The sequence below is a fragment of the Helicobacter pylori genome (genome assembly GCF_001653475.1).
Classification (GTDB): Bacteria; Campylobacterota; Campylobacteria; order Campylobacterales; family Helicobacteraceae; genus Helicobacter; species Helicobacter pylori_CM.
Window position 1 is genome coordinate 410474 of record NZ_CP011487.1, and the last position, 12050, is coordinate 422523.

A 12050-nucleotide genomic window follows, 5' to 3' on the forward strand; every position below is an offset into this window, starting at 1 on the left:
CAATGCACTTGTATTTTAACATAACACTGACAATACAAGCAAACTTATAATTTGGTTTTTACGCAATTATTTTTTAGCCGGCTCATTTTCTTGGCTCTTTTGGTGCAAAATAAATTGAGCGATAGATTCTAGGTATTTTAAAATAAAAGGGGTTGCCAACATAGAAAAGACCACCATAAGGATAAGGAGCTGGTGGATGTCATTTTGAGCGATATTTAAGATATTTTTTTGGTGTAAAAAACCAAGAATCCCTTTTTTTTCTTGCAAATTAAAGAGCTGGTGCGAGCCTGAATTTAAAAAGATAACAAAAGAAAACTCCCCGATTTGCGCCAAAGAAAGAGCGGTTTTTATGGCAGTTTTAGCGTCTCTAAAAAAACGCAAAAGCGCATAAATGATAGCAGTCTTAAAACCCATCACTAAAATGAGTAAAAAGATGACAACAAAGAACTTCTCTATGAAGAAACTCACATTAATTTGCATCCCTATCGTAATGAAAAAAAGGGCTAAGAAGAGGTTTTTTAATTGCGCGAATTCTTCTTGGACATTGATTTTATAGCGCGATTTAGAAATGGCCATGCCCACAATGAACGCCCCTAAAGACATAGAAAACCCAAAAAAATGGCTCAAACCCGCCGCGCTGCAAACAATCACTAAAATCGTGCCTATAAAAATTTCAGGCAAATGCGTGTCTTTTGCTTGCTCTAAGATGAGATTAGCCCCTTTTTTTCCAGGCAATAATAAAAGAACTAAAATAATCCCTGCTGAAATAAGGGTTTTAAGAATGAGTAAATTAACATTAGAGTCTTTACTGCCTAGAATCGTCAAAATTAAAAGCATGGGAATGGCTGCAATATCTTGGAAAATCAAAATCCCCACCGCGCTCTTTCCCATGGGTGTGCTAAGCTGTTTGGAATCTTCAAAGAATTTCAGCACAATGGCGGTTGAAGAGAGCGAAAGCCCCATGCCTAAAACAAGGGAAAAAATGGGTGAAAGACCCAAGACAAAATACCCTAATAAAAAAGCGATTAAAGCGCATAAAACTACTTGTAAAAGCCCAAAAACGAGCACTTCTTGTTTGATGGATTTGAGCTTGTCAAAATTAAATTCAATGCCTATCATAAACATTAAAAAGACGATACCAAATTCACCAATATCAGACAATAAATTAAAATCATTAATTTTAAAAAAAGCCGCTAAGACCGTTCCTGTGCAAATGTAACCAATGATAACAGGCATGTCTAATTTCTTTAAAAAGATCCCAAAACCTACAGCAAGCCATAAGCCAGCAATAACAATATAAAGTGTGCTATTTTCCATAAAAACCTTTCCCCATGTTTTAAAGAAATAAAAGCGAAACTATCCTATTAAATTGAGCCATTAAATAACACTATTAAATAAAATAATATCTATCAAATATATATAAGTAATTTATTATTTAAATCTCACTAAACCCATATTCAAACGCAAATACCAAACACTCTATTTAGTAAAATAAAAATTAAAACGCTAGGATTATACTGCACTAAAGCAAACTTTCTATTTATGAAAAAGATTTTTGAACCCCAACCTTTTAAGAGTAGGCTAGGGTCTAATTTGATGGAGAAGAGCGGATGAAAGAATAAATCAGAAAGTAAAGACATAATCCACATACCAAGAATAGTAGCGGATAAGCCCTACATCTTTGCTGCCTTGATTAACCATAGGGAATTTCACGCCCGCTTCAAATGCACTGCGATCCCCAATGCGCATTCTCCCACCTAAATTCCATAAGAACTGGAATCTCGTTTGATTGACATCATAAGGGAACATCCAAGTGTTTCCAGCTAACTGAACGCCACCGATGAGACCTAGAGCGAATTTATCCAAAGGAATGAGATTGACAATCAAATCGCCACCGCCACCATAGGTGAGCAAATTGGTTTTTGTGTGTTCAGTCCCTGAAGTGTTAAACCAATCTAAAAAGCCATACACCCTAGCCCCAAACCATTTATTGGCAAAGCCTACAAAACCTAATTTGAAATTCAAACCATAAAGATCATTGCCATGGCGCCAATCAGAATAATTGCTGTTATAAGGGCCATAACGACCTTGCTGATAACCCGCACCCATAAAAAATCCATTCACTTCGCCAGCAAGGGCTAAACTCGTGCTCAAGCTTAAAATACAAGCAATTCTTTTAATCATAATAAATCCTTCTCTCGTTGAATTAAAGTTACACCCTAGAATCGGTTATTTTTCTAAAAGATTTAATTTTTTATCAAAGATTGAGGGTTTTAGAGTGAAAATATTGATTAAATATGGATAAGTGAAATACACCTACAAAACCATCTCAAACTTTTAAAATACAAATTTTTAAGATACAAATAGGTATAATCACCAACTCCAATCATTTAACAAAAGGGAATTCTATGAAAAATACTTTCAAAGCGTTTGCCTTTTTAATCGTATTTTTTCAAGCGCTCTGTTGGCACAGGATTTAAAAATTGCTGCTGCTGCTAATTTCACATGCGTTTTAAAAGCCCTTGTTAAAGAATTCCAAAAAGAACACTCAAAAGACGCTATTAGTATTAGCTTTAATTCTTCAGGCAAACTCTACGCTCAAATCATCCAAAACGCCCCTTTTGATTTATTCATTTCAGCAGATATTACTAGACCTAAAAAGCTTTATGATGAAAAAATAACCCCTTTTAAAGGAGAAGTCTATGCTAAAGGCGTGTTGGTTTTATGGAGCGAAAATCTGAAAATGGATTCTTTAGAAATTCTTAAAGATCCTAAAATTAAGCGTATCGCTATGGCTAATCCTAAATTAGCCCCTTATGGAAAAGCCAGTATGGAAGTCTTAGATCGTTTAAAACTCACTTTCAGTCTTAAATCTAAAATCATTTATGGCGCTTCTATTTCTCAAACCCATCAATTTGTCGCTACTAAAAACGCTCAAATAGGCTTTGGAGCGTTATCCTTGATTGATAAAAAAGATAAAAACCTCTCTTATTTCATCATTGATAAAGCCCTTTATAACCCTATTGAACAAGCCTTGATTATCACTAAAAATGGGGCTAATAACCCTTTAGCTAAAGTCTTTAAAGATTTTTTATTCAGACCTAAAGCTAGAGCTGTCTTTAAAGAATACGGCTATATTGTGGATTAAAACGCATAAAAAAGGCGAACAATAGATCATGAATTTTTGATTACCATGCGTTTGAGCTTTTCTTTAGCTTTTATTACCACCCTTATTTTACTCCCTATAGGGATTTTTTTAGGCTATTTTTTAAGCCTTAAACGCAATTTTTTAACGAGCTTAACCGAAATGCTTGTGTATATGCCTTTAGTTTTGCCCCCAAGCGTGCTAGGGTTTTATCTTCTTTTCATTTTTTCGCCTCCTTCTTTTTTGGGAGCGTTTTTACAAGATGCGTTAAATGTGAAACTTGTTTTTAGCTTTCAAGGGCTTATTTTAGGGAGTGTGATTTTTTCTTTACCCTTTATGGTAAGCCCTATTAAAAGCGCATTAATTTCCTTGCCCACTTCTTTAAAAGAAGCCAGTTATAGTTTGGGTAAAGGGGAATATTACACCCTTTTTTTTGTCCTACTCCCTAACATTAAACCCAGTTTATTGATAGCTATCATTACAACTTTTACGCACACTATAGGTGAATTTGGCGTGGTGATGATGCTTGGGGGTGATATATTAGGGGAAACAAGAGTGGCTAGTATTGCGATTTTTAACGAAACTGAAGTACTCAATTACCCTAAAGCCCACCAATACGCCTTAACGCTCACGCTTATCAATTTTAGCAGGGCTTGAAGCCGTGAATAGTGGCTATATTGAAGCCAATCATTCAGTGTGGCTAGACACCCAAAAAAAAAGATTTTTTTAAAACCACAACAACGAAAAATCGGCTTTGTGTTTCAAGATTACGCCCTATTCCCTCATTTAAGTGTGTATCAAAACATCGCCTTTGCTCACCCTAAAGATAAAAATAAAATCCACGAAGTGTTACGCTTAATGCGTTTAGAAAATCTAAGCCAGCAAAGAATTCCTCAACTCTCTAGCGGACAAGCCCAACGAGTCGCTTTAGAAAGAGCTTTAATCGCAGCCAAGAATTTATTGCTTTTAGATGAGCCTTTAAACGCCTTGGATAATGCCTTAAAAAACGAAGTGCAACAAGATTTGCTTGATTTTATCAAGCGTGAAAATTTAAGCGTGTTATTGGTAAGCCATGATCCAAATGAAACAACCAAACTCGTGCGAACTTCTCTCTTTTTAAACAATGGCGTTATTGATCCTAATCAAGAAAATCTGCCTTTTTCAAACCGCTTATTGATAAAACTTCTCTTTGAAGATGAAAATTATTGCCATTATGAGGTCATTCCTCAAACGATCAGTTTGCCAAAAGATTGCCTGAACCCAACTTTTAAGCTTGATTTCAATCAGGGTAAAAAATTTTAGAAATATTTTTTTCATTTTTCTCTTAAAACCCTTTTATTTTTCAAAAAATGCAAATTTTATGCACCCATTTTAGTATGAGAAATAGCGCTAAAGTTTTAGGGAGTCGCTCTCATAACAACCGCTAAAATCAAACTCTTTTATTATTAGCATTCAATGAAAACAGAGCCAATCTTTTAGTTTTTCAAAAAATTTTCTATTCTTTTGACGCTCTCTGTTTGGCCTAAAATAAAAAGTGCTTCTTTAAGGCCTATCCCACCCCCCTTACCCAAAAGGGCTAATCTTAAAGGCTGCATAAAACTACCCGCTTTAATCTTTTCTTCTTCAATGATTTTGTGCATAGCGTTTTCTAGAGCGCTTTCATCGTTGAAATTGGCTTTATTTAATTCCAGCTTAAACTTTTCTAACAAGGGCATAATAAGCGCTTGATTGAGCTTTTTAAAAACCTTTTCTTCATATTCCACAGGAGCGATTAAAACCTCATCTATTTTAAGGGCTAATTCTTTTAAAGTTTGAGATCTTTCTTTGAGAGCGTCCAACAAGCGATCTAATTGGGTGGGGTTTAAATGCGAGAGATCGCTAAAACTAAAAGGCTTTAAAAGCTCCAATAATCCTTGAGCGCTTTGGTTTTTTAAATAGTGAGCGTTGATCCAATTAAGCTTGTGCCAGCTAAAGCAACTGGGCGAAGAATTTAAATCTTTAGGGTCAAACCATTCTAGTAATTCTTGCATGCTAAAAATCTCTTTATCGTGATAGCTCCACCCCAAACGCGCTAAAAAATTCACTAACGCTTCCTTAAGATAGCCCATTTCTTGATAGTCCATCACATTAGTGGCCCCATGGCGTTTGCTTAATTTTTGTCCTTCTTCATTCAAAATCATCGGCACATGGAAAAAATTAGGGATTTTAAAATTTAAAGCCTTATAGAGAATGATTTGTTTAGGGGTGTTAGAAAGGTGATCATCGCCTCTAATCACATCAGTAATCCCCATTAAAGCGTCATCAATGGTAACCACAAAGTTATAAGTGGGCGTTCCATCGCTTCGTGTGATAATAAAATCGTCTAATTCGTTAGTATTCACTTTCACTACACCTTTAACTCCGTCATTAAAACCAACCACCTCATTTTGTGGGACTTTAATCCTTACTACAGGCTCTATGCCTTTAGGGGGCGTGCCTTTAAAATCACGATAACGATTGTCATAGCGTGGGGTTTCTTTCCTGGCCTTTTGTTCTTCTCTCAAAGCGTCCAACTCATCTTTACTCATGTAGCAATAATAGGCTTTGTCTTCATCTAAGAGTTTTTGGATATATTCTCTATAGATTCCAAAGCGTTTGGATTGGTAGAGGATTTCTCCATCGTATTCTAGCCCTACCCATTTGAAAGCCTCTATAATAGCGTTAGCCGCTTCTATAGAGTTACGACTCAAATCCGTGTCTTCAATGCGTAAAAAAAATTTTCCTTGATTGGCTCGTGCAAAAAGATAATTAAAGATGGCTGTTCTTAAGCCTCCTATGTGGAGATAGCCAGTGGGCGATGGAGCGAAGCGCGTAACGATCGAACTCATTATTCTAACCTTAAAAATAAAATACTCTTATTGTATTCAAAAATGGCTTAAAAATGGTTTCACTTTTTTCTATTAAAAGTGTATTATTGAGATTATTTTTGATTAAATGCCTTCAAACGCTCTTTCTATTGAAGAAATCGCTCGCCTAGTCAATGTTTCTCATAGCAGCGTGCATAACTGGATCAAAACCAATCTTTTAGAGAAACTAGAGATTGATCACAAAATTTATGTGAAAACAAGCTCTTTTTTAGATTTTTGCCGCAACCATTTAGGGAAAAACAAACTTAACAAATACGCTAACAAATCCTTAAAAGGCACGCATAACCATCAAGAATTGGTTTTAAAATACCTAAAAATACTAGAAAATAGCTCTGATTTAGAAAAGTTGGGTTCTTATTATGAAGAAGAGCTTTCTAACACCACCAGAAATTTAGAAGGCATTTACTACACTCCTAATAAAGTAGTAGAACAACTTTTCACTATCCCTAAAGATTTTGATGCCTCTCAAGCGGTTTTTTGCGATCCGGCTGTGGGGAGCGGGAATTTTATCATGCATGCTTTAAAACTGGGGTTTAAGGTTGAAAATATTTATGGCTATGATACGGACGCTTTTGCTATCGCTTTGATTAAAAAGCGTATTAAAGAGCGTTATCATTTAGATTGCCCTAATATTGTGCAAAAAGATTTTTTAAATTTAAAACACACCCCACAATTTGATTGCATTTTCACTAACCCGCCATGGGGTAAGAAATACAATCAAAACCAAAAAGAAAATTTCAAACAGCAATTCAACCTCTCTCAAAGCCTAGATAGCGCGTCGCTCTTTTTTATAGCGAGTTTGAATTGTTTAAAAGAAAACGCCCATTTGGGGCTATTATTACCAGAAAGTTGTTTGAATATTGATGCGTTTAGCAAAATGCGAGAAATGGCTCTGAAGTTTCAAATCAGAAGCCTTATTGATTTTAACAAACCCTTTAAAACCCTAATGACTAAGGCTGTGGGTTTGGTGCTTAAAAAAACCCCTAACAAGGATCAAAAAATCTCATGCTTTTATCAAAATAGTAAGTTCAAACGCTCACCCTCTTCTTTTTTTAACAACCCTAAAAAGATTTTTAATATCCATTGCTCTAGCAAAGAAAATAAAATTTTAGACCACCTTTTTTCCATTTCTCATATAACTTTAAAAAATAACGCTCATTTTGCTTTAGGGATTGTTACAGGCAACAATAAAGAAAAATTACACTCCAAACAAGAAAAAAATACCATTCCTATTTTTAGGGGTTCAGATATTTTAAAAGACAGATTAAAAGCCCCTAGCCAATTCATTAACGCTGATTTAAAAGACTGCCAGCAAGTCGCTCCCTTAAGCCTTTATCAGTCTAGAGAAAAAATCGTGTATAAATTCATTTCTTCAAAGCTTGTTTTTTTTATGATAATAAGCAACGCCTTTTTTTAAATAGCGCGAACATGTTTGTTTTAAAAGAAAATTTTCCTATCAACGCTAATGCGCTAAAAGAATTATTAAACAGCGATTTAATGCAATTTATTTTTGAATCGCTTTTTAAAACGCATAAAATTTTAAGAAAAGATTTGGAATGCTTGCCCCTAATACAATTTATCAACAATCGTTTTGATGAAAAATTTTATTTAAAAAATTTAGGGATAGAAAAAAAAGACCCTAAACATTTTACAATCAGGAAAAATCATGCACATCGCTTGTCTTTTAGCTTTGGGGGATAATCTCATCACGCTTAGCCTTTTAAAAGAAATTGCTTTCAAACAGCAACAACCCCTTAAAATCCTAGGCACTCATTTGACTTTAAAAATCGCCAAGCTTTTAGAATGCGAAAAACATTTTGAAATCATTCCTCTTTTTGAAAATATCCCTGCTTTTTATGACCTTAAAAAACAAGGCGTTTTTTGGGCGATGAAGGATTTTTTATTGTTGTTAAAAGCCATTAAAAAGCATCAAATCAAACATTTGATTTTAGAAAAACAGGATTTTAGAAGTGCTCTTTTAGCCAAATGCATTCCAATAACCACTCCAAATAAAGGAATTAAAAATGTTTATCAAAACCGCCAGGAGTTGTTTTTTCAAATTTATGGGCATGTTTTTGATTATTCTCCATATCCCATGAATTTAAAAAACCCCAAAAAGATTTTGATCAACCCCTTTACAAGAGAAAAGGATAAAAACATTTCTTTAGAGCATTTGCAAATCGTTTTAAAACTCTTGAAACCCTTTTGTGTTACGCTTTTAGATTTTGAAGAACGATACGCTTTTTTACAAAATGAAGCCACTCACTATCGCGCTAAAACCAGTTTAGAAGAAGTTAAAAACCTGATTTTAGAAAGCGATTTGTATATAGGGGGGGATTCGTTTTTGATCCATTTGGCTTACTATTTAAAGAAAAATTATTTTATCTTTTTTTATAGGGATAATGATGATTTCATGCCACCTAATAGTAAGAATGAAAATTTTCTAAAAGCCCATAAAAGCCATTCTATAGAACAGGATTTAGCCAAAAAATTCCGCCATTTGGGGCTATTATAATATTGTGTTATACTTCTGATTTCAATTTTGCTTGTTAGGACATTCATGAAAAATATTAGAAATATCGCTGTAATCGCGCATGTTGATCATGGGAAAACTACTTTAGTAGATGGCTTACTTTCTCAATCTGGCACATTTAGTGAGAGAGAAAAAGTGGATGAAAGGGTGATGGATAGCAATGATTTGGAAAGAGAAAGAGGCATTACTATCCTGTCTAAAAACACCGCCATTTATTACAAAGACACTAAAATCAATATCATTGACACTCCTGGGCATGCTGATTTTGGGGGCGAAGTGGAGCGCGTTTTAAAAATGGTGGATGGGGTGTTGCTTTTAGTGGACGCTCAAGAAGGGGTCATGCCTCAAACTAAATTCGTGGTTAAAAAGGCTTTGAGTTTTGGGATTTGCCCGATTGTGGTGGTGAATAAGATTGATAAGCCTGCCGCTGAACCAGATAGAGTGGTGGATGAAGTTTTTGACTTGTTCGTAGCGATGGGGGCTAGCGATAAACAATTGGATTTCCCTGTGGTGTATGCTGCTGCTAGAGATGGCTATGCGATGAGAAGTTTAGACGATGAAAAGAAAAATTTAGAGCCTTTGTTTGAAACGATTTTAGAGCATGTGCCAAGCCCTAGCGGGAGCGTGGATGAGCCTTTGCAAATGCAAATTTTTACGCTTGATTATGACAATTATGTGGGCAAAATTGGTATCGCTAGAGTGTTTAATGGCTCGGTTAAAAAGAATGAAAGCGTGCTGTTGATGAAAAGCGATGGGAGTAAAGAAAATGGCCGTATCACTAAGCTTATAGGCTTTTTAGGACTGGCTAGGACTGAGATTGAAAACGCTTATGCGGGCGATATTGTAGCGATTGCTGGGTTTAACGCAATGGATGTGGGCGATAGCGTCGTTGATCCCAATAACCCTATGCCTTTAGATCCCATGCATTTAGAAGAGCCTACGATGAGCGTGTATTTTGCCGTCAATGATTCGCCCTTAGCCGGGTTAGAAGGAAAGCATGTTACTGCTAATAAATTGAAAGACAGGCTCTTGAAAGAAATGCAAACCAATATCGCTATGAAATGCGAAGAAATGGGCGAGGGCAAGTTTAAAGTGAGCGGGCGTGGGGAATTACAAATCACTATTTTAGCTGAAAATTTACGCCGTGAAGGGTTTGAGTTTAGCATTTCACGCCCTGAAGTCATCATTAAAGAAGAAAATGGCGTTAAATGCGAGCCTTTTGAGCATTTAGTGATTGACACGCCTCAAGATTTTAGCGGGGCCATTATTGAGAGATTAGGCAAAAGAAAAGCTGAGATGAAAGCGATGAATCCCATGAGTGACGGCTATACAAGATTAGAATTTGAAATCCCTGCAAGAGGGCTTATCGGTTATAGGAGCGAGTTTTTAACCGACACTAAGGGTGAAGGCGTGATGAATCATAGCTTTTTAGAATTCCGCCCTTTTAGCGGGAGCGTGGAATCGCGCAAAAATGGGGCGCTAATTAGCATGGAAAATGGCGAAGCGACCGCTTTTTCCCTTTTCAATATCCAAGAAAGAGGCACGCTTTTTATCAACCCCCAAACTAAGGTTTATGTGGGCATGGTCATTGGCGAGCACAGCAGGGATAATGATTTAGATGTCAATCCTATCAAATCCAAGCATTTAACCAACATGAGAGCGAGCGGGAGCGATGATGCAATCAAACTCACTCCGCCTAGGACTATGGTGTTAGAAAGAGCGTTAGAATGGATTGAAGAAGATGAGATTTTAGAAGTTACCCCCTTGAATTTAAGGATCAGGAAAAAGATTTTAGATCCTAACATGAGGAAAAGGGCGAAAAAATAAATAGAATTTTTTGGAATGCATGCCAATTTATTCAACCAAAACGCTAGTAAAAAAGATGTTTTTTTGCACAATTTACGCTCTAATAATGGGCGTTACAAACGCTACATAAAAGCCCCTTTAAGATATGGTGGAGGCAAGTCTTTAGCTGTAGGGTTAATAGTGGAGTATATACCTAATGGTGTGCGTAGGATTATTAGCCCTTTTATAGGTGGGGGGAGCGTAGAAATTGCATGCGCAACAGAGTTGGGTTTAGAAGTGTTGGGCTTTGATATTTTTGACATTTTAGTGAATTTTTATCAAGTGTTGCTCAAAGACAAACAAGCTCTTTATAATCATTTGCTCTCTTTAGAACCCACACAAGAAACTTACAGCATTATCAAACAAGAGTTAAAAACCCATTATAAAAAAGAATGCGTTTTAGACCCTTTAATTTTGGCTAGAGATTATTACTTTAACTTTAATTTAAGCTATGGGCCAGGATTTTTAGGGTGGATGAGTAAAATTTATACTGATAAACAACGCTATTTAAACGCCCTTTTAAAAATTAAAGGTTTTAATGCCTCTAGTTTAAAGGTGGAATGCTCTAGTTTTGAAGAAGTGTTGCTCGCTTATCCTAATGATTTTTTCTATCTTGATCCCCCTTATGTGTTAGAAAATTCTAAAATGTTTAAGGGGATTTATCCTATGCGTAATTTTCCTATCCACCATAATGGTTTTAAACATGAAGTATTAGCTCACATGCTAAAAAGGCATAAAGGACCATTTATTTTAAGTTATAATGACTGCGAATTTGTAAGGAATGCTTATAAAGATTTTAAAATTTTAGAACCATCTTGGCAATACACTATGGGACAAGGCGAAACCAGAATGGGTAAAAATCGCTTAGAAAGAGGCGATAATAACCATGTCAAACAATCCCATGAATTATTGATTATCAAGGAGTAAGAATGCATATTAGCGAAGTCAAAACTGCCTTTAAAATCGCTGATGTAGAATATGTGAAAGACAGCACAAAATTAAATTTCAACTATCTTAAGGATTTAAAAGATGAAAATAATCAATCTTTATCTCAAAATATTTTAACTCAAAATGTGGCTAGAGTGTATTTAATTGTTGTGGATGGTGAGATTAAAAAAATCGGTGGTTCTCAAGCAGATGGTGGGATTAAAAGCACGCTCAACATTTATAAAGATGGGGGAGTCAAAGGGAGGCCTAGTATTAGAAGTTTTGGCGTGTGGTATTTTCTTTATCACACAATACTCACAAAGGCTAAAATAGAATTTTACATGATTTATCAGCCTAATTTTGAAACTCAAGTGAAAGGCTTGTTTGGTTTTCATGCAATTAAAGATGTAAGTATAAGTTATAAACTTTTAGAGCAAGCTTGCCTGACGGATTATAGAAACAATAGCAATGACGCATTACCCGAATGGAATGTGCAAGAGCAAGGCAAAGATTGGCCAAATGATATTAAAGATGAGCATGCCAATATCACTCAAAAAGCTCAAAACGGAGAAAAGGCTGTCCATAGAAAAGCGATTGACAAACCTAGCGGAACTTTAAAAGATTAAGAAATAGTCTTAACTCAATCTCAAAAAAAAAGAACTTCAAGTCTTTACTCCATTTAAAAAGTATGGGT

At 35.6% G+C, this 12050-nt stretch carries 9 protein-coding genes and 4 pseudogenes; 8 read left to right on the top strand and 5 right to left on the bottom strand.

Going from position 1 to position 12050, the window contains the following annotated elements; all coding sequences use genetic code 11:
- Window positions 1–66: 66 nt before the first annotated feature.
- From AA974_RS02010 to AA974_RS08220, 4 genes and pseudogenes are all read right to left on the bottom strand, one after another.
- A complete protein-coding gene (locus tag AA974_RS02010) occupies window positions 67–1317 on the bottom strand; it encodes a cation:proton antiporter (RefSeq protein WP_064433203.1) in 1251 nt (416 codons plus the stop codon).
- Between the two features lie 140 nt (window positions 1318–1457).
- Window positions 1458–1640: a hypothetical protein gene (locus AA974_RS08005; protein WP_080470995.1), complete on the bottom strand. Its 183-nt coding sequence runs from the start codon at window positions 1638–1640 to the stop codon at window positions 1458–1460.
- Window positions 1624–2184, bottom strand: coding sequence for an outer membrane beta-barrel protein (locus AA974_RS02015; protein ID WP_000595788.1), 561 nt, complete (start codon window positions 2182–2184; stop codon window positions 1624–1626). The genes AA974_RS08005 and AA974_RS02015 overlap by 17 nt, the downstream gene beginning before the upstream one ends.
- A 45-nt stretch (window positions 2185–2229) precedes the next feature.
- Window positions 2230–2390, bottom strand: a pseudogene (locus AA974_RS08220) (orotate phosphoribosyltransferase).
- 18 nt (window positions 2391–2408) lie between these two features.
- On the opposite strand from AA974_RS08220, the pseudogene modA reads away from it, so the two are divergent.
- The 3 genes and pseudogenes from modA to AA974_RS02030 form a co-directional block, all read left to right on the top strand.
- Window positions 2409–3148: pseudogene (modA, locus tag AA974_RS02020) on the top strand (molybdate ABC transporter substrate-binding protein).
- A gap of 21 nt (window positions 3149–3169) precedes the next feature.
- On the top strand, window positions 3170–3802 hold the full coding sequence (modB, locus tag AA974_RS02025) for a molybdate ABC transporter permease subunit (RefSeq protein ID WP_064433205.1): 633 nt from the start codon (window positions 3170–3172) through the stop codon (window positions 3800–3802).
- A pseudogene (locus tag AA974_RS02030) lies at window positions 3780–4447 on the top strand (ATP-binding cassette domain-containing protein); the annotation flags it as partial. The gene modB and the pseudogene AA974_RS02030, both read left to right, overlap by 23 nt.
- Before the next feature lie 173 nt (window positions 4448–4620).
- Here AA974_RS02030 and gltX read toward each other — a convergent pair.
- The gene (gene gltX, locus AA974_RS02035; RefSeq protein ID WP_064433206.1) at window positions 4621–6012 is read right to left on the bottom strand and encodes a glutamate--tRNA ligase; all 1392 of its coding nucleotides are present in this window, start codon (window positions 6010–6012) and stop codon (window positions 4621–4623) included.
- A gap of 106 nt (window positions 6013–6118) precedes the next feature.
- Here gltX and AA974_RS02040 point away from each other — a divergent pair.
- The 5 genes and pseudogenes from AA974_RS02040 (at window position 6119) to AA974_RS02060 (ending at window position 11982) form a co-directional block, all read left to right on the top strand.
- Window positions 6119–7752, top strand: a pseudogene (locus AA974_RS02040) (class I SAM-dependent methyltransferase).
- Window positions 7718–8566, top strand: coding sequence for a glycosyltransferase family 9 protein (locus tag AA974_RS02045; RefSeq protein ID WP_064433207.1), 849 nt, complete (start codon window positions 7718–7720; stop codon window positions 8564–8566). Before AA974_RS02040 ends, AA974_RS02045 begins: the two are co-directional and overlap by 35 nt.
- 45 nt (window positions 8567–8611) lie before the next feature.
- Window positions 8612–10411 carry a translational GTPase TypA gene (gene typA / locus AA974_RS02050; protein WP_064433208.1) on the top strand — a complete coding sequence of 600 codons (1800 nt, stop codon included), beginning with the start codon at window positions 8612–8614 and terminating at the stop codon, window positions 10409–10411.
- Window positions 10412–10426: 15 nt separating this feature from the next.
- Window positions 10427–11356 (top strand): DNA adenine methylase, encoded by a 930-nt coding sequence (locus AA974_RS02055; protein ID WP_064433209.1) that lies wholly within the window; start codon window positions 10427–10429, stop codon window positions 11354–11356.
- Window positions 11357–11358: 2 nt separating this feature from the next.
- The gene (locus AA974_RS02060; RefSeq protein ID WP_064433210.1) at window positions 11359–11982 is read left to right on the top strand and encodes a GIY-YIG nuclease family protein; all 624 of its coding nucleotides are present in this window, start codon (window positions 11359–11361) and stop codon (window positions 11980–11982) included.
- Window positions 11983–12050 lie beyond the last annotated feature (68 nt).

Coding starts and splice junctions, on each gene's coding strand:
- AA974_RS02010 (WP_064433203.1), bottom strand. CDS start 1,317: ATGGAAAATAGCACACTTTATATTGTTATTGCTGGCTTATGGCTTGCT.
- AA974_RS08005 (WP_080470995.1), bottom strand. CDS start 1,640: ATGTCTTTACTTTCTGATTTATTCTTTCATCCGCTCTTCTCCATCAAA.
- AA974_RS02015 (WP_000595788.1), bottom strand. CDS start 2,184: ATGATTAAAAGAATTGCTTGTATTTTAAGCTTGAGCACGAGTTTAGCC.
- gltX (WP_064433206.1), bottom strand. CDS start 6,012: ATGAGTTCGATCGTTACGCGCTTCGCTCCATCGCCCACTGGCTATCTC.
- AA974_RS02045 (WP_064433207.1), top strand. CDS start 7,718: ATGCACATCGCTTGTCTTTTAGCTTTGGGGGATAATCTCATCACGCTT.
- typA (WP_064433208.1), top strand. CDS start 8,612: ATGAAAAATATTAGAAATATCGCTGTAATCGCGCATGTTGATCATGGG.
- AA974_RS02055 (WP_064433209.1), top strand. CDS start 10,427: ATGCATGCCAATTTATTCAACCAAAACGCTAGTAAAAAAGATGTTTTT.
- AA974_RS02060 (WP_064433210.1), top strand. CDS start 11,359: ATGCATATTAGCGAAGTCAAAACTGCCTTTAAAATCGCTGATGTAGAA.